Source organism: Sporolactobacillus shoreicorticis (assembly GCF_024125445.1).
In the GTDB taxonomy this organism is placed as follows: Bacteria; Bacillota; Bacilli; order Bacillales; family Sporolactobacillaceae; genus Sporolactobacillus; species Sporolactobacillus shoreicorticis.
Genome location: NZ_JAMXWM010000033.1, coordinates 1 through 23,491, shown reverse-complemented (window position 1 = coordinate 23,491; position 23,491 = coordinate 1). Strand labels below are relative to the sequence as shown.

13 protein-coding genes and 2 pseudogenes are annotated in these 23,491 nt (G+C 40.4%); 11 read left to right on the top strand and 4 right to left on the bottom strand.

Features of this window, described 5'->3' with window-relative positions; translation table 11 throughout:
• Positions 1-30: 30 nt before the first annotated feature.
• From NIE88_RS19295 to NIE88_RS19285, 3 genes are all read left to right on the top strand, one after another.
• The gene (locus NIE88_RS19295) at positions 31-2,025 is read left to right on the top strand and encodes an alpha-L-arabinofuranosidase family protein (protein ID WP_253064898.1); all 1,995 of its coding nucleotides are present in this window, start codon (positions 31-33) and stop codon (positions 2,023-2,025) included.
• 18 nt (positions 2,026-2,043) lie between these two features.
• Positions 2,044-3,315: a glycoside hydrolase family 27 protein gene (locus tag NIE88_RS19290; RefSeq protein WP_253064896.1), complete on the top strand. Its 1,272-nt coding sequence runs from the start codon at positions 2,044-2,046 to the stop codon at positions 3,313-3,315.
• A 78-nt stretch (positions 3,316-3,393) separates the two neighbouring features.
• On the top strand, positions 3,394-5,805 hold the full coding sequence (locus NIE88_RS19285) for a glycoside hydrolase family 127 protein (RefSeq protein ID WP_253064894.1): 2,412 nt from the start codon (positions 3,394-3,396) through the stop codon (positions 5,803-5,805).
• A gap of 788 nt (positions 5,806-6,593) precedes the next feature.
• On the opposite strand, the pseudogene kduD reads toward NIE88_RS19285, so the two are convergent.
• Positions 6,594-7,373, bottom strand: a pseudogene (gene kduD / locus NIE88_RS19280) (2-dehydro-3-deoxy-D-gluconate 5-dehydrogenase KduD).
• 516 nt (positions 7,374-7,889) lie between these two features.
• On the opposite strand from kduD, the gene NIE88_RS19275 reads away from it, so the two are divergent.
• The 4 genes from NIE88_RS19275 to NIE88_RS19260 all read left to right on the top strand — a co-directional run bounded on the left by NIE88_RS19275 (position 7,890) and on the right by NIE88_RS19260 (position 14,910).
• On the top strand, positions 7,890-8,552 hold the full coding sequence (locus tag NIE88_RS19275) for a GntR family transcriptional regulator (RefSeq protein ID WP_253064892.1): 663 nt from the start codon (positions 7,890-7,892) through the stop codon (positions 8,550-8,552).
• Between the two features lie 288 nt (positions 8,553-8,840).
• The gene (locus NIE88_RS19270) at positions 8,841-10,319 is read left to right on the top strand and encodes an MFS transporter (RefSeq protein ID WP_253064890.1); all 1,479 of its coding nucleotides are present in this window, start codon (positions 8,841-8,843) and stop codon (positions 10,317-10,319) included.
• A gap of 101 nt (positions 10,320-10,420) precedes the next feature.
• Positions 10,421-12,502: a glycosyl hydrolase 115 family protein gene (locus tag NIE88_RS19265; protein ID WP_253064882.1), complete on the top strand. Its 2,082-nt coding sequence runs from the start codon at positions 10,421-10,423 to the stop codon at positions 12,500-12,502.
• Between the two features lie 152 nt (positions 12,503-12,654).
• On the top strand, positions 12,655-14,910 hold the full coding sequence (locus NIE88_RS19260; protein ID WP_253064881.1) for a CBM96 family carbohydrate-binding protein: 2,256 nt from the start codon (positions 12,655-12,657) through the stop codon (positions 14,908-14,910).
• Positions 14,911-15,819: 909 nt separating this feature from the next.
• Here the strand turns inward: NIE88_RS19260 and NIE88_RS19255 are convergent.
• The gene (locus NIE88_RS19255) at positions 15,820-16,818 is read right to left on the bottom strand and encodes a LacI family DNA-binding transcriptional regulator (protein ID WP_253064880.1); all 999 of its coding nucleotides are present in this window, start codon (positions 16,816-16,818) and stop codon (positions 15,820-15,822) included.
• A gap of 375 nt (positions 16,819-17,193) precedes the next feature.
• On the opposite strand from NIE88_RS19255, the gene NIE88_RS19250 reads away from it, so the two are divergent.
• The 3 genes from NIE88_RS19250 to lacG are packed head-to-tail and all read left to right on the top strand — an operon-like array spanning position 17,194 to position 20,819.
• Complete coding sequence (locus NIE88_RS19250) at positions 17,194-17,532, top strand: PTS lactose/cellobiose transporter subunit IIA (protein WP_253064878.1); 339 nt, start codon at positions 17,194-17,196, stop codon at positions 17,530-17,532.
• A 22-nt stretch (positions 17,533-17,554) separates the two neighbouring features.
• Positions 17,555-19,342 carry a PTS transporter subunit EIIC gene (locus tag NIE88_RS19245; protein ID WP_253064876.1) on the top strand — a complete coding sequence of 596 codons (1,788 nt, stop codon included), beginning with the start codon at positions 17,555-17,557 and terminating at the stop codon, positions 19,340-19,342.
• A gap of 58 nt (positions 19,343-19,400) precedes the next feature.
• Positions 19,401-20,819, top strand: a complete 1,419-nt coding sequence (lacG, locus tag NIE88_RS19240; RefSeq protein ID WP_253064875.1) for a 6-phospho-beta-galactosidase — start codon at positions 19,401-19,403, stop codon at positions 20,817-20,819.
• Positions 20,820-21,235: 416 nt separating this feature from the next.
• On the opposite strand, the pseudogene NIE88_RS19235 reads toward lacG, so the two are convergent.
• Positions 21,236-21,526 (bottom strand): annotated as a pseudogene (locus NIE88_RS19235) (IS3 family transposase); the annotation flags it as partial.
• 250 nt (positions 21,527-21,776) lie between these two features.
• Positions 21,777-22,427, bottom strand: a complete 651-nt coding sequence (locus NIE88_RS19230; RefSeq protein WP_253064873.1) for a histidine phosphatase family protein — start codon at positions 22,425-22,427, stop codon at positions 21,777-21,779.
• Between the two features lie 307 nt (positions 22,428-22,734).
• On the opposite strand from NIE88_RS19230, the gene rpe reads away from it, so the two are divergent.
• Positions 22,735-23,391, top strand: coding sequence for a ribulose-phosphate 3-epimerase (gene rpe, locus NIE88_RS19225; RefSeq protein ID WP_253064871.1), 657 nt, complete (start codon positions 22,735-22,737; stop codon positions 23,389-23,391).
• The last annotated feature ends 100 nt before the right edge of the window (positions 23,392-23,491 follow it).

The window sequence follows — 23,491 nt, the reverse complement described above, 5'->3', positions numbered from 1 at the left end:
GTACTAACGAATCTGGGATTTAACCAAGGTATGCGTTTTATAGCCGGTAATCAGTATAATCTGACATTTTTTGCTCAAAAAATTAATCATGGTTCAGGTAAAATTCAAATCGTTCTTAGTGATGATCAAGAAAACACATTATCGAACTTTGCAGTTATTCAGGTGACTGCGGTTGGTTGGAACAAGTACAGAGCTGTATTGACAGCTACTCAAACAACGTTGACAGGAAGATTAAGCTTGTATTTTGAGGAGAATAGTCAAATTGCGTTAGATATGGTTTCACTATTTCCCGAAGAAACGTTTATGCATCGAAAAAATGGTGTTAGAAACGATCTTGGTCAAGTTTTAAAAGCACTCCATCCTAAATTCATTCGTTTTCCGGGTGGATGTCTGGTTCATGATGGAACATTGAATGCTGAGGATCGCGAATCAATGTATCGCTGGAAGAATTCGATTGTACCGATCGAAGAGCGCCCGGTTCGACGAAATAAATGGGGCTATAATCAAACATTAGGGTTGGGGTTCTATGAATATTTTCAATTAGCGGAAGATATCGGCGCTAAACCGTTGCCGGTTCTTCCTGGTGGCTACGATCCCCATCATAAAAGAGCGGTACCCATTGATCAGTTAGGTGAGTGGATTGACGACGCGCTTGATTTGATTGAATTTGCCAATGGCGATGAGAAGACCAAATGGGGGAAATTTCGGACAGATTTAGGTCACCCGGCTCCGTTTCATTTGGAGTATCTGGCCATTGGTAACGAGGAAGTTGGTCAACCGTTCTTTGATCGGTATCCCTATTTTCATAAGGCGATTAAGGCCAAATATCCGGAGATTAAGTTGATTAATACCAGCGGCCCATTTTCAGCGGGTAGTGAATTTGATCGTGGTTGGCGAAGCGCCAAAGAAAACCATTCTGATTTGATTGATGAACACTACTATATGGCTCCGGAGTGGTTCCTGGCTAATCACCATCGATATGACAATTATGATCCTAAAGGACCAAAAGTATTTTTGGGTGAGTATGCTTCAGAAGCCAATAAGTGGTATAACGCAGTTGTTGAAGCAAGCTATATGCTTGGTCTTGAACGCAATGCGGCCAAGGTCGGCTTGGCATGCTATGCGCCGTTATTGGCCAATAGTGATTATATTAACTGGCAGCCTGACTTAATTTTCTTTAATCAACACACCGTAACGCCTAGTGTGAACTACTACGTTCAGCAACTGTTTATGAAGTATCAGGGAACTCAAAATGTAGGCTATCAAATTGATCAGTTGCCGAGGGCAAGGATAATCGATGATCGGCCAATTATTGGTGAATTTGGTATTGAAGGTGATCTAGCAGATGTTAGGTTTGATGATGTTACGTTTGAAGCAAATGGCGAGACGCGAACGGCTGTCAGCGGTCAAATATCAGATCGCAATCGAATTAAACTCGGTCACGTTCAGGATGCCGATTACACGATTAGCTTTACTATTACTAAGACAGGTGGCCGAATGGATAAAGGGGTTCATTTCTATTTCGGACAGTCAAATATCAAGAATCACTTTGTTTGGATACTCGGCGGCTGGGAAAATCAGGACTCCATAATTATGCAACGCAAGGCCGGTGATGAAAGCGTTTGGTGTCAGTGTCAGTGGCATATTGAAATGAATCGTCAGTATCACTGCCGGATTCGCGTGGCACACCGTCGTGTAACGGCCTGGATTGATGATGTGAAGTACAATGATATTTTGATTAAAGAAACCAAAGTAGCTCCAATTTATAGCAATGTGACCTATGATGCGGCAACAAATCAATACTATTTAAAGGTGGTCAACGTTACGGATGTTCCCCAAGCACTGGCGCTTGACCCCCGCTATTTTGCTCAGGGAATCTTACATCGGTTATCGGGACAGCCAAATGTGATGAATCGGCTTGGGGAGGTTAATCAGCTAACCGTTGAGGATATTCATTTTGAGGACCCTACATTAACCATTCCGGCCTACTCGGTAAATGTTTTGGTCAGTGGCGCCAACAAATGACAGAAGGGGAGGAGCTCTTTGAAAACTGATTTTCGTCATGCTGCTTTAGTACCACCTAAAGGATGGAATAGCTGGGATGGTTATGGTGCATCCGTTAGGGAAAATGAAGTTCGTCGCAATGCTGAATATATGAGTAAACATTTAAAATCATCTGGTTGGGAATACGTTGTGGTCGATATTCAATGGTATGAACCAACTGCTGACTCATCTCAATACCATGATTTTTATCCATTAGTGATGGACCGGTATTCTCGCTTATTGCCTAGTGAGGAACGATTTCCTTCAGCAGCAAATGGTAAAGGATTCAAACCTCTTGCTGACTACATCCATAGTTTGGGTTTGAAATTTGGCATTCACATCATGCGGGGTATTCCTCTGCAGGCGGTTCATCGTGCGACTCCGCTCAAAAGTACTCAAAAGACGGCTCGGGACATCGCTTTAAATAACATTTGTCCATGGAATACGGATATGTATGGTGTCAATTTAGCTATACCAGAGGGCCAGGATTATTATGATTGCTTGATGGAACTCTATGCGGATTGGGGTGTTGATTTTATTAAGTGCGATGATATCGCCAACTCAACACTGTATCGAGGCGCTCATAAAAAAGAAGTTGCTGCTCTACGAAAAGCAATTGATCGCAGTGGCCGCCAAATGGTGCTCTCATTATCCCCCGGACCGGCACCCATTACAAATGGAGCTTTCTTTCAACAAAATGCTAATATGTGGCGGATAACAAACGATTTTTGGGACCAATGGCCGTTATTGTATGAAATGTTTGCACGGTGTGAACAGTGGGCCCCCATTTCGCGGCCGGGAAACTGGCCGGATTGTGATATGTTGCCGCTTGGCCACATAGGCATTCGTTCGGTTGAGGGTCCTGGTGGCGATCGAATGACGCGTTTTACAAAAGACGAACAGAAAACGATGCTGGCTTTATGGTGCCTAATGCAATCTCCACTTATTATTGGAAGTGAATTACCGGATTTGGATGATTGGACATTAAGTCTAATAACAAACTCAGACTTACTTGCAATGAATAATGAGATCACGGAGAAGTATCAGTTATACCGTGATGATAAGCTTATTGTCTGGCAGGCGGAGAGTCCGACATACATCTATTATGGATTATTTAATGTTTCTAATCGCCCACTGCAGCTTTCGATTGAACAATTGCAAAAATTTGGAGTTCGTGACAAGGGATTTGATATTTTTAAACAAGAATCGATTGCTAAGCAAGGCCAAAGAATCGAAAGTCATGATGTGTTGTTAATTAAAGAGGCATTGTAACTAAGGTAAAGAAAATCTGACAAAACCAATTTTTGGGCGAGCGTTATATTTTTTATGGTACAACGAAAGGAGCTTGTTATGAGAAATGATGTTAATCTAAAAGCCCTTACCATTATGGATCCTGAAGTATTGCGAGCACAGGATAATACGGTTCGATACTTATTATCATTGGATCCGGAGCGTTTTTTATTCGAATTTGATCGCGTTGCGCATTTCACACCAAAAGCTCAACAAGGCTATCTAGGATGGGAGCGTAGTGACGGCACTAATTTTCGCGGCCATTTTTTTGGTCATTACTTATCTGCGTTAGCTCAGGCGCTCAATTCGGTACAAGAAACATCTGTACGGATGCAATTACGTGGTAAATTGATGACTAGTGTTGCCGGACTGGCTCGTGCTCAGGAGGCGTATGGTAAATTAAATCCACAGAGTTCCGGATATGTATCGGCATTTCGAGAAGTTGCACTGGATGAGGTGGAGGGGCGGCCAGTGCCGACTTCGCAAAAAGAAAACGTTTTAGTACCCTGGTATAATTTGCACAAAATATTGGCCGGATTGGTGACTGTGTATCAAAGTGTCGGCACCTTTGACACCGACCTTGCCAATCAAGCGTTAGTGATTGCAACGCGATTTGGCAACTACGTCTACCGGCGAATGGCCCAACTTTCTGATGTCGGGCAAATGTTGAAAACCGAGTATGGCGGAATGAATGATGCATTGTATCAATTATTTGAGTTGACACATGATGAGCGACATTTAATTACTGCAACCTACTTTGATGAGATGTCCTTATTTCAGTGTTTAGCGGAAAATAGAGACGTTCTACCGGGAAAACATGCGAATACCACGATCCCCAAGTTGATTGGAGCGTTGCGTCGCTATGAATTGTTTCAGGATCGAACATTAGCGGATCGCTTTTTGTCTTCAGCAGAAAAAGAGGCGCTACCCATGTATCTGGCAGCTGCCAAAAACTTTTGGGAAATTGTGAGAACACATCACATGTATATAACGGGAGGAAATAGCCAGAGTGAACATTTCCACGAGGCTGATCGGCTTTTCCACGACGCCGCTATCATAGATGGCGCCAAAACGTGTGAGACATGCAATACACATAATATGTTGAAATTAAGCCGTGAATTATTCAAGGTGACAGGGGATAAACAGTATCTAGACTACTATGAACGAACCTATATCAATGCCATCCTAGCCTCCCAAAATCCAAGAACGGGAATGATGACTTACTTTCAACCTATGGGGGCCGGTTATAATAAAATCTACAACCGTCCTTATGATGAATTCTGGTGTTGCACGGGAACCGGTATTGAAAGTTTCACAAAGTTAGGCGATAGTTATTACTTTCAGGATTCACAGAGAGTTTATCTAAGTATGTATTTTTCGAATCAACTGGAGTTACCGGCGTTAAATCTTTGCTTAAATGAGCAGGTTGACCGTAAACATGGCAATGTTGTCATTGAAGTTCAGGCAATTGATCTTAATAGACCAGCCGGAACGGTTTCGCTTGCATTGCGCCGCCCTGATTGGCTTCAACAACGGCCAACAATCTATGTTAACCATAAAGCAGTTACGTGTAATGATCATGCCGGCTTCTGGAATTTTGATCAGTTAACGGCAGGTGACCAAATGCGTTTACATTTGCCAATGACATTGACCATCGATCAAATGAAGGACAACCAGCATTATATTGCCTTGCAATACGGACCATACGTATTGGCGGGAAACTTAGATCAATATGAGATGATGGATGATCGGCCGGATGGTATCTTAGTTCGGATTGCTACACGCAATAATTTGGCCGCTACGACACTAACGACTCATGAGGATTGGCCAACATGGCAACAAGCCTTGACATCGGAAGCTCAATTTGATGATACAAGCTCTGAATTAGTGAAAGTCAGGATACCGAAAATTGAAGAACAAATTGACTTTGTGCCGTACTATCAAGTACATGATCAATGTTACGGAATCTACTTCCAGTGGCAGCAAGTCGGATCTGTAGAAGCAAAGCGCCACACTCGAATGCTGAAACAATTGGCCGAACAAAAGCGACGCACCATAGGAGAATTGGTTAATTTTGACAATAATAACGCTGAATTTAATTACCATCTGCAGCAAATTGCATCAAAGGTTGGTGATTTTAGGGGGCGACGGTACCGACAAGCCAATGCTCGTGGCAGCTTCAGTTATCTGTTCGATCTTACACGGACAAAATCATCATCACTACAGTTAGTTTTAAGGTTGCATAAACAAGATCTCGGCCGGACATTGACGGTTCGATTTAATGATGACTTACAAGCAGATTACCAAGTAAAGATTAGCGAACATCAGTCAACGGATGATCGGGGATTTTTTGAAGTGCCCATTGTGGTCCCCCAAGTTAATCAGTTGGGATCTCAGTTGAAATTAACGTTTTTAACCGATAGTCGGTCCGGCGCCAGGCTATTTGGAATTCGATTGTTAACGGTAGACTGACTGACGAAGTTTACTTTGATTTGCATCTCGTTAAGCTGATGAGTAGAGAATAAAATTAACTTCATTTAGTCCATTTAACGTATGCCAAAAAGCCTTCAAACGAAAACGAGCGGGTATTTTTCCCTCTCGTTTTCGTCCATTCTTGAAGGATCAGATAAAAAATCACTTCTTTTTATGAAATCTCTGTGAAAGTAAAATGTTGATATTTGATTCCTAACCGAACACTTGCCTTAATGAACATAAGAACAGAATGTGTTTCCTAAATTTATCAAATTTTCAACATTAAAATTTAACATAGTCTTCATGAAATAGATCAGCTACCAATTATTATACGGAGGTAGTTTTCATTCTACTTAATGGATTTCATCAAGAAGGGAGATGCCTTCAACTTCACACAAAGAAGAACCGGATGTAAGATGTACAAATCCGGTTCTTGAGTTTAACAGTTTTTTAAGCCTGTCTCGGTTTTACGGTGTAGACACGAAAGATAGGACAAAGATTGGGGCAAAAACTAATTTATTAAATTATTATCTGTTAAACGTCATTCATTTAACCATACGGTCATTTGGTGATCTTCTCAGGTTGGCCCATGCATAATATGGAATCAACTTGAGATGTGCCGATTCAAATATTTTTTTACGGTTGGCGGTGTAAAGTTGGTTGGTGCTTTGATCTGCAAGCTGTTTCTTAACATTATCAGTTTCTAAGACCCCGACCTCGTTCAAGAGGTCTGCATTAAGACCGACAGGATAAAGCACCTGTGGCTCCGCGACTCTAAAAAACTGAATTTATCTGACCAGCCATCCTCCATCCACTGCAAGCACATGCCCGTTAATGTAATCAGATGCATGGCTTGCAAGAAAAACGACTGCACCCATCAGTTCGTACGGTTCTGCCCAATGCCCTGCGGGGATACGATCAAGAATTTCTTTGTTTCTTGTTTTGTCTACCCGAATCGGTTCGGTATTGGCGGTTTTGGTATAACCCGGTGCGATACAGTTGACTTGGATATTATAGGGCGCAAGCTCATTTGCAAACGCTTTGGTCAGTCCTGCCACACCGTGTTTGCTGGCAGTATTATGGAGAAATAAATTTTCCGCCTTGGAAGGAGAGCATTGAGCCAATGTTGATGATTTTACCGCTTTTCTGTTCTGCAAATGTTTGAGCGACTCTATGTGACAGGTGATAAACTGAATTTAAATTAATATTGATGACAGCTTCCCAGTCTTCGTCTTTAAGGAGCACGACGAATTGTTTTGGCGTTATTTACAAGTATATCAATGTGTCCAAATGCGTTGATCACGCTTTCAATTACTGTCGAAGCTGCATTTCTTGCAGTCAGATCAACCTGGATGAAATGTATATGTCTTCCTTTTGATTCAATGAGTGCACGCGTTTTATCCCATCCGATCGTTTTGCGTGAGGCAATGACAATATCGGCGCCCGCTTCGGCCAGTGCCACTGAATACCCTTGCCCAAGGCCTGCTTCCGCCGGTAACAATAGCCGTTTTTCCCGCCAAACTGAACCAGTTCATGTTAAATGTCTTAAGTTTGTCAAGGCTTGACATCTACAAATCATTCCTTGAATTTATAAAAGATTTAAGTAAAAATGATTCTTTCCGATACCGTTCCTATGCTTTTGGATAAGGGGAACAGCGGTCAGTAAATCTCAATCTTTTTCCAAAAAAGAAATTAAGTTTCCAATTAATTATAAATCGTGCAGCAGCAATTGGCAAACTTCACCTGAATCAGAATAATCAATGAAAAGGATCGTTATAATAGATTATGGGTCGGCATAGTCAATACACAGGTCTTGCGTGATCGATGTCTTAATATGCGCATTATATTATTATATGGATAAGAAGATGTATGTCGAAAAAAGAATGATTACAGAAGGAGACGGAAATATCTATTATTTTTTATTTGACAGAAATGACATATGTGGCTAACAATGTTATTAAGGAATGTACTCGATTGAAATTGCCAAAGCGGCGAATTTTCTGCGTCCCAGATCAATGAGTGTTTTTGTACTTGATTGGAATCTTTCTCCATTATTTATCAATATAATTGGGCGGTTTTATGTTATGATTAATAGCTTGCAGAATAAAGCGTATAAACAAATATTAGAAGATATATTAAAACTGAAATACGTTCCAGCCCAAAGGATTACTGAAAAGGAATTGCTTGCAAGTCTAAATATAGGAAGAACACCTGTCCGCGAAGCGATTTTAAGATTACGCAATGAAGGACTGCTGGATGTTATTCCTCAAAGTGGTACTTATGTTTCGAAAATTGATTTGCATGCGGCACTCACGGCTCGTTTTGTTCGACAAAATCTGGAGAAAGCAGTAGTTCGTGAATGTGCAGTACTTGCATCTGCCCGCGATGTACTATGGCTTAAACAAGCACTGTCACATCAGCAAGAAGCTGCCAATCTGCATGACAGTAATCTCTTTTTTGAGTTAGATGATGATTTTCACAAAAAATTTTATTTAATTACTGATAAGGCGATTGCCTGGAAATGGTTACAATCCATGAATGTTCAATTAGCCCGTTTTCGGAGGCTTCGGGTCATGAAAACAACATTACCCTGGAGATTGTTAATACAGCAACATACCAATATTGCAGAAGCGATTGCGGCGCATGATGAAGATCGGGCGGAACATTTGGTGGATGAACATCTGAATCTGATGCTTAATGAACAGAAAGTATTGCTTGATGAGTTCCCGGATTACTTTATTCACTGAAATGGCTTAAAGTCACAATGGTGTGTCATTTAGATCGACTATATAAACCGTACAGTTCTAAAGCTTAAGGACCGGGCTATGCCTGGTTTTTCTAATACAGCAGATTGACACCGTTTTCATGCGGTGATAAACTGAATTTGTTAATATATTAATATATTAATTTTAGTGAATTTGGCCAAATATTCACTTGTGTTGAGGCGGTTTTTGCAGAAATCAGTTTTGTTAAAAATGAAAGCGTTTGCTGAACGGCAATCAAAAACACATCTTTATGAATAGGGGATTTGAACAGTGCGAAAAAAAATCACGTGGTTTACGCAATTTTCGTATGGTACAGGGAATCTGCTTGGAAGTGGGCATTTGGCACTGGCGGGAACATGGATTTTGTTTTTCTACACCACATTCTGTGGCTTGTCAGTCGTTGAAGCAAGTACGATTTATGCAATCGCAACCTATTTCGATGTATTTGGAAATCCGATCATGGGCTTTATTACCGATAACTTCTATAAAACAAAGCTTGGACGTAGATTCGGGAGAAGAAGATTCTTTATTATGATTGGCATTCCATTAATGTTCTTCTATCCATTTCTATGGGTCACAGGAAAGGATTTTATATACTATCTAGTCACCTATTTACTGTTTGAAATCATTTATACAAGCGTGATGATTCCGTATGAGACGCTGCCGGTTGAAATGACGACTGATTTTGGAAAAAGGACATACCTGACCGGGTCAAAAGCGATTTTTGGTGCTGTTGCCAATTTTCTCGGATCTTCAATACCGGGCATGTTCTTTACTTTAATTGGTAAGGATGATCCGAAATCATTGTTCTTCTCAGGTCTTACCTATTCATTGATTTTTGCGGTTTCTCTGTCGTTACTTTACTTTAATTCATGGGAAAAAGAACCCGAAGAAGTGGTGGAAAGAAAATTTGGTAATCCACTTTTGGCAGCCTACCATTTTGTAAAAGATATATTCTCTACACTAAGAATAAAAACCTATCGCCACCATCTTGGTATGTATCTGTTCGGGTTTGGTTCTTTATGGTTGTTTACGGCAGTATTTACTTATTTTTTAGCTTTTGCCCTTCAGCAGTCAACAACCATGATCTCGCTTGTAAACAGCATTGTATTTGTTGTTCAGTTTATTGCAACTGCCCTGTTCATTGTCTTTTGCGCTAAGAAAGGATTTACGAATCCATTTATTATAGCGTCGATTATGGTGATTGCGTCATTTGCTGGTTTTATCTGCCTTTACCTTCTGAATCTGCAAAATAATATGATTCTTCTCGTGTTGATTACCATTATATATGGTTTCGGCATCGGCGGCATATACTATATTCCATGGACAACTTATGCATTCATGCCAGATATTGATGAGGCAGTGACCAACAGACGCAGAGAAGGTATCTACGCAGGATCAATGACCCTGTTTGGAAAGCTGGTTCGTGCATCCGTCGTTTTTCTTTTAGGCATTATTTTAAGCAGGGTCGGTTTTGTTTCAAGCGCGCATACTCAGCCGCAAAGCGCAATCTATGGTTTGATTGCGCTTATTGTCATCGGGTGTGTAGGCCTGACTCTTTTAGGTATTGTAAGCGCCAAATTTATGAAGCTTAACGAAAAAACACACTCAGTATTAATTGAAGAGGTAGAGCGTGTTCATAATGGCGGGAAATTGGAAGATGTCTTGCCGGAAAATAAAAAGGTGGTTGAAGCACTTACAGGGTTTAAATACAATGAATGTTTTGGAAACAATAGAGTGGGCAAATAGTGAATATCTGACTAGCAGATGATGGTTGAGATGGTTTGTCCTCTAAATTATTGAGGACTGACCATTTATATTATTAAAAAATGAAGAGGATCTGATTATTTATGACTGGTTCCAGTTTTATAATAAACAGCAACACACGGCTAATATTGAATGGCAGTGCAACACTCCCAATTATTCATGCGGTAAATATTTTGAAAAGGGACATGGAGAGAACGCTTGCATATAGTAATGCGTATTACAGTGACAAAATCGTCATTAATTATCTTTCTGATGAGAAGGCAAGGAATAAAGAAACATTTTCAATCACATTCACCGATGAAGAAGGTGAACATGCACTGAACATTACAGCGTATGATGATTTAGGTATAATTTACGGGATCCTGTATGTCAGTCATACATATCTCGGTGTGGAGCCTTTCTGGTTCTTCAATGATAAAGAACCAGAAACAAAGGAGTACATTGAAATTGAGAGAGTGGATTATGTTTCTTCACCAAACAAAGTCAGATACAGAGGTTGGTTTGTTAATGATGAAGTTTTAATCAATGGTTGGAAAACAGGCAGTGAGTCTACTCAGGTATGGGAGATTATCTATGAAACGCTGCTGCGATGCGGTGGAAATATGATCATTCCCGGGACCGATAAAAAGGCACTGGAAAATCGACGTGCGGCTTCAGAGTGGGGACTGTACATTACCCATCACCATGCGGAACCACTGGGTGCGGAGATGTTTTTACGGGTCTATCCAGATAAAGAGGCCAGCTATGCGGTGCACAGTGATTTATTCAAGAAGATCTGGGAAAAAGGAGTTATTTCACAAAAAGATAAAAAAGTCGTTTGGAATATCGGTTTTAGAGGTCAGGGAGATGCAGCGTTCTGGAAAAACGATTCAAGATATAAAACGGATAAAGAACGAGGCAGACTGATCAGTCAGATCATGAGAATACAGATGGGCATTGTTAGAAAGCACGTAAAGAATCCTGCTTTCTGTACGAATATTTACGGAGAAATTATGGGACTTTATAATAAAGGTTACATTGATGTGCCAGACGGAGTCATTAAAATCTGGGCGGATAACGGATTTGGAAAAATGGTTTCAAGGCGCCAGGAAAATGATAATCCGCGTGTTTATGCGCTACCTACCTCAAAGGATAAAGAAGGAAACGGAATCTATTATCATATGTCGTTTCATGATCTTCAGACATCGAATCATCTGACCATGCTGCCAAATTCACCGGAGTTCGTTGCGGCTGAAATTGAGAAAGCCTTTGATGCCGGGGCAGATGACTATATGATTGTCAATTGCGGGAATATTAAGCCGCACACATATACTCTGGGGGTCATTAGTACGCTTTGGAAAAGCGGTACTATAGATGTTGCCGGCTACAGAGCGGACTATGTCCGAAAATATTACTTATCTGAACAAGATCAAATTCAAAAATGCTATATGGATTATTTCAAAAGTCCAATTCAATACGGCGAACATGAAGATGATAAAGCAGGCGAGGAGTTTTACAATTATCTTACCCGGGAAATTATCTGTCATTTAGTTCGAGGAGCAGAAAAAGAAGAAACACTAGAATCACTGCTTTGGGCAACCGGTGAACTTTCATTCAAAAATCAGGTCAAATGGTTTAAGGAAAAATGCGAAGAAGGAGTGGGCTTGTGGGGAAAATATCGTAAAGAAGTACAAAGTGTTTATGATTCAATAAACGACGCAAAAGACAGGCAGCTATTTTTTGATAATATAGTGCTGCAGAGCATTATTCACGATTCTGGATGCAGAGGCGCCGTAAAAGTCTGCGCTGCTTATGAAGAATATTTAAAGAAAAATTATTTTGAAGCCTATATGCTTGCTCAGGATGGGATGAAAATTTTTGAAGAAGCATTAGCGGCTATGAAAAACGCGGAACATGATCAATGGAATCACTTTTACTGGAACGATTGTCTTGTCAATGTCAGTCTGACTGTCTATACCATTGATTCACTAAGAAAATATTTAAGAATTTTGGGGGACGGTCCTGTATTTAACGAATGGGAGAAGCAAGAATTGTTCTCTGCAAATGACCGGCAAATCGGTCTCCAGACCGCCTATTTTAATCAATTGTCAGACGATGAGCTGTATGGAAAAATTAGACAGACACAAAGTCAATTTCGAAAGGGGCGACCGATTGAGAACGTATGAATGATTCAACTCAATCAGAGTTTGACATCATTGATACCAAGAGATCCATATCATTGACGATTTTTTTTAAAATTGTAATGAAAGCGTTTAATCTATTGCTTTTTATGCGTCTTTTTAAACATTTATTGATGAAAATGAAGGAGGATTACAGCATGAAAACGAGTACGCGATTCTTGCATTTAGGTGTTGCACTGTTAGTTGCTGCTGGCGGGTTCACTATTCATCCACTTCAAAGTAAAGCGGAGGTGAATAAGAACCATAATCCGGCTTCAAAAATTGTGATCAACCAACAATCCGATTACAACCGGGCCTTTGATAAGAACCAGATTTTGGAGGTTCGGAACGGTAATTCTTCGAGCTATAGACCATTATTCTATAATGGTATTCAAATCCGGATTGACAAATTAAGGGATATTTATAGTTATAATATTAACGACATTCGTAACGCTTTCAAACAAGCGAAAAACGATGGCTTTACAGTCATTAACAGTCAGATCCTTTGGTCGGATATTCAAAAGGATCCGTCCTTAAATCCGTCCGACATTGCCTATATCAAAAATGGTGATGATGCCAAAACAGATTTTGATGAAAGCAAGACGACTCTTAAGTTACAGAACAGCAGTCAGTCCAAGTCGCTTGTTTATTTAAAATACAACCTAAATCAGCTGACAAATGGTAAATTTAAGTTCGGTGCTTTCGATGGCGCTAAATTACGAATCTACGCCATGAGTGCCAGTGATGCGAAACTGACTATCTACGGATTAGATAAAGATAATAATTGGAACGGCCGGATTACTTGGAATACTGCTCCTTTCAAAGGAACCGGACTTAAGTCCAGTTCAGCCTCGCCAAAATACGATCCAATCAAGAATGAAAACTACTATGACTTTGATGTGACTCACTTTGTTAATAAACAAAATCATGGGAAAGTAACTTTAGTGCTGCAAGCGGATGCTTCAGCCGAACTGGATATGGGTGGCGGCGCTAAAATCGCTGACAATACTTCGAACGAAAAGGCGTTAAATGAAAAGCCGCGGTTACTCCTTTCAAAAAAGAATAACTATGATTATGATTATTTAGATCAAATAATTAAAGCAGCCCGAGATGCTAACATTAAATTAGAAATTTTATGGTTTGGCAGTGACACGACCAAAGTCTCGACCGAGTGGCGGATGCCATTTTATGTCCTTCACAATTACCAAAAGGTGCTCAAGCAGAATGGCGATCCTGTTTTTAAAAAGAGTGGACCGACCTCAGCAATCGGGCAATATAGTTACTTAATGGATAAGAATGATTTTAACCTGCAAAAGCAGGAAGGAACCGTCGTTAAAAACGTTTTTAATCACATTGCTAAAGATAACAAAAAGGCTGGCTACACAAATACTGTGATTGGTGCCCAGATGCCCAATGAACCAAGTATCACCCGCTCTTATGCGCGGGCAAGTAACGAAGCCAGAGAGGCTCATCAAGATTTAACGGACGCGCAGTTCAATACATGGACCTTGTGGAACTATACGAATAACTTAGCTGCTCAAATTAAAGAGTCTAACTATCCGGTCTGGACTCGAGTTAATAATGCCCCAGGTGACGGCGGCGATTCACTGGTTGCCTGGAACGAAAAGCAGCGTCAGGATGAAGCAACCCGTTTAGACGCAGTCGGTATCGATCCGTACACCTATAATTATGATCAGCTTTATAAAGTCGGCCACACTCAACCATACGCACAGGGGCAGAATCTGCCGATGATCATGGAAGACGGTTTAGGCATTGAAAATAGTTGGGCAGAAGGTAATTATGCTGCTGAAGATGCCGGACTGCGCATTATTACTGCGCTGGCTGGCGGTGCAACACACAACTATTACGACTTCAAGAGCGGTGACGGATTTGACCTCTATGACAGTGAGAATGCCGATGGGACCTTCAAACCACATATTTATAAAGGCAGTGCTGCCATTGACTCTATTAGAAACGTTAACCATCTGTTGACCAAAATTGGTCATGCCTTAGCAACTAAGCAGGCCGATGGTGCTGGCGGAAAGCAGCTCTTATTCTTTAACGCTGTTCCTGCCGCCGGTGATAGCTTTACAGATACGAAAAAATTGAATAATACAGAAGTAACTTACAGGACGGACTCTAATAAGAGTATGGGCATTGCCCTGCAGCGTGATAAAAACAATATCGTCCTTGCAAGTACTTTGGACTCTGACGCCACCTTTACATTAAAAGGAGTTGGAAAGATTCGTTCCGTAAAATACGGACAATACAAAACTGTGCAATCGGATAAGTGGGAAACAACAGATGGACATGTAAAATACAAGAATGACAAAAATGGCACGATTACGATTACGGTTCCTGACAATACGGTAGTTAACGTTTCAAAGAAGACCTATAATTCACACAGTAATTGAATACTGGAACGAATAGCATCAACCAACACGTCAAATTCAAAAGGTAAATTAAGATAATCACTTGGCAGCATCTGAGATTCTGTATGATAACATACAGGACTGGACTGGAAATCAACGGGAAGAAGGAAGTAAAGCATGGTTAACATGCAAGAACATTAGAGTTTGGCTTCATTTTTGCCTTATTAGAGTATTCGTTCTGTAGATTTCCCATTCTAATCTAAGTTGTCAATGAATAGGTGAGATGGTCCTGAAAAAGTATTCAATGTCACGGTTGCGCGCATTACAAAGACGATCCCTCAGGAAAATTGCACCTTAAGTGCTTAAATCAATACCCTGCCTTAAGAAAAGGTGTCTCATAGTCAAAAGACTTTTGAGACACCTTCAATTTTTCAAAAAATGATTAATTTATAATCGAGCGACGTTATCGTCAATTGATAAATTATAAACCGCATTCTTATCAATTGTAAATTTTGGTTTGTTCTCGTTTGCTAGTTTAACATTTTTGAAAGTTAAGTCATGGCGGTTATTGAGATAGATTTCTTTGGGGTGTCATTTTTATTTCTAATGGTTATACTCCCCAGAAGAATGTTCTGGATGTCATGATCCGCAGACGGGTTCTCATTATCTTTGCTAAATTCCATTAATCCGACTATTTGGCCCATAACCGGCTACTTTTTCAACTTTCAGTTCTAAATAATAAAGACGTAATTTTGATAAAAGTATGAAAATAGATTACGAATTTGAATTAAAGAATGCTGACAGAAAAAGAAAGGGAGACTTGTAACGAAAGCGTTACTAAAAAAGGCGTCACGGTTAAGGCGATTTGCTGAGTTGGCAAACGTATCATGCGGCGACCGTTTGGCGTGCGTTAAGTGATAGTCTGCTTGTTTTGTAGATGATCAGCCGCTCTCACAGACTGCTTTCGCGCAACACCAGCTTCGTTCCCACAGTCACACGATGAGGAATCCGGTGAGTGGCGTTCATTTTTTGCAAGAGTAATTCTACACCTTGTTCACCCATCTGTTCCGTGTACACTCTCACAGTGCTTAGTGGCGGGTATGTATATTTTGCAATGGAGATATCATTAAAGCCAATGATCGAAACACGTTCAGGAACTGCGATATTCATTTCATGCAAGGCACGCATAGCGCCGATTGCGATTGCATCGTTTGCGGCAAAGAAAGCCTTTGGAAGATCTGAGCCCATTTTTTGAATTACATGCTTCATCAGTTCATATCCGGAATCGGGTGTAAACACTCCGAAAAAAATATGTTCTGGCGATTGCTTCGTTTTTGTCTGTATATAATTTTTGAAAATAGTTAATCGAGCATCCTGAAGGAGGGTTACGCGATCACTTGTATATTCTTTTCCTGCCAGCATACCGATTGTCTGGATGCCGCCGGCAATAAAATGATCAATAATTTGCCTGACGGAATGTTCAAAGTCAGTAACTACACAATCATAGCCTAAAGAAAGTGTGTCAAAGTCGATAAATACTAAATATTTACTAATAGTATCTAGTTTTTTTATCTGTTGGTCACTGAATTTACCGATGGCAATAATCCCATCAAAAGTTCCATGTCGTTCTATATTTTCGTTTGGGAAAATATGAACAACTTCGAAACCTTCGGATTGGATTTTGTTCTCAACACCTAATCGAATGGATAGATAGTATAAATCATTCAATTCTTCCTGTTCTGTGTACCATAACGCAATAGCCAGAGTGCCAACCGTCTTTTTGTTTCGCACTTTTTTTTTATATTTTGAGTAATTTAGCATTTCTGCAGTCTCAAAAATTCGCTTACGTGTTTCATCTGAAACAGACAGTGTCCGATCATAGTTAAGTACTCTTGAAACGGTGGCGCTCGAAACGCCGGCTTTATGGGCAATATCTCTAATTGTGGACAAAAATACACTTCCCCTGATATACAAGATATAAATCGGTTTAATGAATGCTTTTAATAAATACTATATGAAGAAATATTCATTTTGAGCGATGATTCATGCCGGTAATTCCTATGCAACAACAATATATCAAACCTTATGGTTCATGACAAATTATTTGGATAAATCAAAAGAGATACCATACTGAAAGCATTTTATTTAAGTAAAAGTATGAAATTTATGCTTAACTGTTCGTTAACGATTCGCAAGGGAACATTACTGATATATTAGTAAACATATTCAAACAAAATTTAGTAAAAAGTATTGAAATCTGAAACCGGTTCCAATATAATTAGTAAACGAAGTAAACATAAACTTTAGATTTGGAGGAACTCATGTATGGCTACTAAAGAAGAAATATCAATGGCAGGTTTTGAAATTGTTGCTTATTCAGGTGACGCGAAATCAGCACTTTTAAAAGCATTGGAGAATGCGCGCAAAGGTCAGTTTGGAGAAGCACGCAAGTTGGTGGAAGAAGCAAGAAAGTCGGTTAATGACGCTCACCAGGCTCAAACGAAAATATTGAGTCAGGAGGCGGGCGGTCAGGATATGGAAGTTACATTTATTATGGTTCACGGTCAGGACAGCCTGATGACGACGATGATGCTTATGGAAGAAGCCAAATTTTTTATTGATAGTTATGAAAGGCTTTACAAATTAGAAAATCAATTAAATTAATTTTGCTGGAGGGGGAACAAACATGAATGGATTTGTTGCAATGATTGAAAAATGGCAGCCGGCGTTTAAAAAGTTGGCGGCAAATAAATATCTTTCCTCTATTCGCGATGGCTTTATTGCTCTTATGCCAATTGTATTATTTTCAAGTCTTTTTCTGTTGATTGCTAATATTCCATTGATTTGGGGCTATCATTTGCCGACAGGACTCAATGATGCGCTGAATAAGTTCTACAATTATTCAATGGGATTAATGGGTATGCTTGCCGCGGGAACTGTTGCCAAGGCATTAGGTCAAAAGCTTAATCTGGAATTGTCGAAAACGAACCAAATGCCGATCACAGCCGTTCAATTCACTGCCAATATCGCGTATTTCATGGCTGTTGTCGATCCTGTTATGACGAAAACAGGAGTTAACGCAGGCATTAACTTCGCGTCCGGTTATATGGGTACAAAGGGTCTAATTGCCGCATTTGTCGTTGGTTTTATCGTTCCGAACATTTATAAGTTCTGCTTTAAGCGGAACTTAACTGTGAAAATGCCACCGCAGGTACCGCAAAACATTTCGGACGCGTTTAAGAACGTTATTCCATTTGCGTTTGCGACAACTTTTTTTTGGTTGTTCGACATTGTATTTCGAGCGCTCACCAGCCAGAACCTTGCCGAATGGATCATTAATGTGCTTGCACCGATCTTCAGCGCTGCAGATTCGTGGGGCGGATTAGCGTTAATATACGGTGCGATGCCTTTTTTCTGGTTCATTGGTATTCAGGGACCTTCAGTCGTCGAGCCGGCCATTGCCGCGACACAATATGCCAATGCTGATACAAACATGGCTTTGTTCAAGGCCGGTGAACACGCAACTCATATATTGACTTATGGTACCCAATATTTTGTTGCAACTCTCGGTGGTACCGGTGCGACTTTGATGGTCACATTGCTGTTCGCATTCTTTGCAAAATCGAAGCAGCTTAAGGCTGTCGGACGCGCGGCTTCTGTGCCTGTCTTTTTTGGAGTAAACGAACCGATTTTGTTTGGAGCACCGCTGATTCTCAATCCGACATTCTTTTTCCCGATGATTGTTGCGCCTATTCTGAACGTCTGGCTGTTTAAGTTTTTCGTTGAAGTTCTTAATATGAACAGTTTTATCGCGTACATGCCGTTCACGATGCCTGGACCGATCGGTCTGCCGCTGTGTACCGGATTTGCACCGCTTGCGTTTGTACTGGCTATTTTGCTTCTGGTTGTCGACACGATTATTTATTATCCCTTCTTTAAAGCATACGATATCGCAACTTATAAAGATGAACTGGCTGCTGAAGCCGCGGAGGGTGCTGCTAATGTCCAAAGTACTCAGACGGAATCAAATACTTTAACAGCCAATACAGCAGCATCAACATTAGAAACAGCAAAAAAACCAGAAGAAAAGAAAACTGAACAAGCTCCCGTTCAAGCGAATAATGGCGATATTCCTCTGGACAAGGTAAAAGATGGGAAAACATTAAACGTTCTCGTTCTATGTGCCGGTGGCGGAACCAGTGGTATTCTGGCGAACGCGTTGACCAAATTAGGCCAAAACAACAATTTACCTATTGAATCAATAGGTAAAGCTTACGGGACACACAGTGATTTACTGCCGGACATGGACATCGTTATTCTTGCACCACAAATGGATACAATGGAAGACGAGTTAAGAAAGGAAACATCACAATATGATGCTAAGATGATCAAGACTAGTGGTCGCCAGTACATTGATTGGACGCAGCATGCTGAAAAAGCATTGAAAGCGATTATTGATGAGATCAATGAGTAATCTGAGTGAACGAAATCTAAGTACCAGTAGATGAGTACTCATACAAGGAGGAATCATTTTGACATTACTAAACAGAGTTAGAGCATTACCGAAAGGCTTTGTCTGGGGCGGTGCAACCGCGGCGTATCAGGTCGAAGGAAGCACAAAGGTTGATGGCAAGGGAAAAACGATGTGGGATGATTATCTGAAAAAACAAGGACGTTTCGCACCGGATCCGGCGAGCGACTTCTATAATCGTTACTCGGAAGATATTCATCTTTCGAAGGAATACGGGTTGAACGCGATTCGAGTATCGATTGCTTGGACACGTATTTTCCCGAAGGGCTACGGTAAACCGAATCAGGAAGGCGTTGCATATTATCATCGTCTTTTTAAAGAATGCTTGGATAATGGCGTAGAGCCTTATGTTTCGCTGCATCATTTTGACTCACCTGCGACTTTATTTGAAGATGGCGACTGGCTGAATCGTAAGAATATCGACTACTTTGTAGACTATGCTCGTTTTTGTTTCAAAGAATTTACTGAGGTCACGAATTGGTTCACCATCAATGAATTGATTTCGTTGGCTTACTCCCAATATATTCAGGGGAATTTCCCGCCCAATCATCATTTTGACGTTACGAGTGCGATTCAGGCGCAGCATAATGAATTGCTTGCTCACGCACGTGTTGTTAATCTTTATAAGAGCTTGAATCTGAAAGGGAGAATTGGTCTCATCCATGTTTTGGAAAATGTGTATCCGATCGTGGCAACACCGGAAAATCAGCATGCGGCTGATCTCCAATATGCATTTATGAATCAGTTCTTGCTGGATGGAACATTTAAGGGCGAATATACACCGGAGACTATGACGTTGATTAACGAATTGTTAGACATTAACAACGCGAAGCTGGAAATTCAAGATGGTGATCTAGACGAATTGAAAAAGGCATCAACGCAAAACGACTTCTTTGGTTTAAATTATTACCAAAGTAAATTTGTGAAGACATATCATGGCGAAAGCGAAAATCATTTTAACGGCACCGGTGAAAAAGGTACATCAAGCTTTAAATTCAAAGGTGTTGGTGAAACCGTTAAAAATCCGGATGTTCCAACAACGGATTGGGACTGGAACATCTATCCTGAAGGATTGTATGATATTCTGAAGCGGATCACAAAAGAGTATCCAAACATTAAAACAATTTACATTACCGAAAACGGCTTGGGCTATAAAGATAAGTTTGTCAATGAGAATACCGTTATTGACGATTCACCGAGAATTGATTATATTGAGCAGCATATCGAAAAGATACTGCAGGCCCGATCCGAAGGTGTCGATGTTCAGGGGTATTTTGTTTGGTCTTTACAAGATCAGTTCTCATGGGCGAATGGTTACAATAAGCGCTACGGTCTGTTCTATGTAGATTTCGAAACTCAGAAGCGTTACATCAAGAAGAGTGCGCAATGGTTTAAAGAGTTAGCAGATACAATGAAATGATTTATTGCGGTAGCCACGACAATACGAGCGTGACAATGGGATTGTGCCGCCTGAGAAAGCTGATTGATTTTCAATTCCCGTGCCAAATTGTGTGAAAATCTAAATCAGTTTAGATGGACGATCATTTTGCTGCACCCTAAGTTCTTCATTTTGTTCTCTACGAACAAAGCGAAGAACTTTTTTAAAAGCTTGAATTGTCAAATCAAGTGCAACACCTGATGATAGAAGATCTCAAAAGGTGTTTGTCATCCCAGACATTTGCGTGAGTCCATCAATTGTGTGTTGGACGTCGGTAACCGTTTTTCCGTCGGGTATGGTATCTCGGCATGAACCGCCGAGTACGTGCCGTCCAAGTTTTGGTTTTTTACTTGTCTACCTAAAGGGGAGTATACTCAGCAATTAAAAAAAGACTTATGCTATAGAAGATGATTTCTGTATTGAACAGGAGTCATCTTTTTTAATCCCATTGATACCTGTAGTTGTTATAGTAGGATGTATTCCTTGATTTCCTTTTTTAGCTCTCCGAACGTCTGGCACTGTTTGATGCAACATCCATCTTTTAAATGCCTAAAAAAGGATTCTTGAGGAGCCTTATCTTAACAGGTTCCTCGGCGTGACATGGATTGTCGAAGCTTAAATTTCTTTATTAACTTTTGAACAGTAGGATTGGTATTGTGAAAGACTTGATCCGAGTGAATTAAGGCATCTTGAGTTAGTTTGACGTGCGGGTTACCTTTAGCTTATGCAGGGATTTCATGACACGAGACAAAGTAAGCTTCTCTGATAAATGATCGGCCGGGATTTCATTCGTTGAGCTATCCTTGATCTTTCTAATGATGCATTTATTGTGAACGTGCCGATCTATAATTTTATGAAACAATAAAAAAACGGAGATAAGATCTTTTCTCCGCCAACTTATTGCATAAATACGGTTTGTGTGATTAAGCATTAACTCTTTTAAAGATTTTCTACCCTGCCAATATACACAATCGTGAATTCTCCCTGTTCATAGGTAATTTTGGTAACACTCGTATTTGGAATTGTGGTTACATGACGCTTTTGATCGGAGAGGATATAGAGAAGCGTATTAATGAACAGACCGTGGCTGACAAATAAAAGATTCTCTGCTTCCTCGGTACGTGCCTTATCCAGAACTCTGGCTATACGATCAGAGACCTCTTCAAAACTTTCTGCAAGATTGAGAGGGTCAATACGCTTGATTGTATCCAGAATATGGATTTTATCTTTATCTGAAGAACTTTCATCAACAGCCAAATCAGGTGCGGCTTTGCTTGCTTCTGCCCATAAAACATCGTTTGAACCTCCTTCAAATGAACCGAATGAGACTTCTCTGAGATCTCTTGTTTCAATGAGCGGTGTATTAGGATTGGCTAGATTACGGACGATACGCTTTGCCGTTTGCCGAGCTCTGCCGAGATCGCTTGTGTATACGGTATCAAATTGAATATTATTTTCTTTTAAGTACAGTCCCAACTGACTCGACGCTTTCTCACCAAGTTGAGTGAGCGGAGAATCTGAAGCTCCTTGAACTTTATTCAATTTGTTAAATAAGGTCTGTCCATGCCTGATAAAATACAGATTTTTCATGATCTTTCTTTCCTCCTCAAAAATGATTAAGTCTACAAGATGAGTACCGATTACATTTTTTAAATAAAGCGTTTGCTGGTGCTTCGTTATTCAGCATATTCATGAACGTGCGAGCTTTTCGCATGTTTCAACAGATGAGTATGATAAAGATATCAAGTTAACATCATTAGGATAAAGGAAAGATAGAAAATATGCAAAGAAGAATCATTTGATTATTTCATCACCTTTTTGACTTTGACTTTACAAATGTGAAGTCGTAAAATAATATGATAGAAAACGCTTACAGATATTAGGAGGAGATTAGGCAATGAAAATATTACCATCAATTCTATCTGCAAATTTTGCACATCTCGCCGGAGACGTGCAGGAAATAGAACACGATGTCGATCTCATTCATGTTGATGTCATGGATGGTCATTTTGTTCCGAATATAACGATTGGTGCTCCGGTTGTAAAGGCCTTAAAAAAGGAGACTCATGTTGCTCAGGATGTGCACTTAATGGTGGAAGAGCCGGCCGGCCTTTTGACGGATTTCTTAGAGGCAGGCGCTGATATGATTTCTGTTCATGTAGAAGCGTGTAAACATCTGCATCGCGCGATTCAGATCATCAAAGACGGCGGGGCGAAAGCAGGCGTTGTGTTAAATCCTTCAACCCCGGCTTCAGCACTAGAAGCAATTGTCGCAGATGTTGATTACGTCTTAGTGATGACTGTTGATCCCGGATTTGGCGGACAGACGTTCATTTATTCAATGATTGATAAAATCAAAGCGGTGCACGAGCTGATTATTTCGAAAAAATCTTCAGCAGTGATTGAAGTAGATGGGGGTATTAATGCGGAGACTTTGCCGCTTTGCCTTGAAGCAGGTGCGTCGCTCTTTGTTGCAGGATCGGCCGTATTCAACAGTAAGGATCGTCATGCAGCCATCAAAGCCTTGATTCAAAGCGGAAACAAAGCCCGATAATTTTAAAAGTGACGTTTGCAAATAATACATCAATAGTAGATGAAGATCCGGATTCATATCCGGATCTTTTTTTGTACGATAAGAAAGTATATAAATTTAA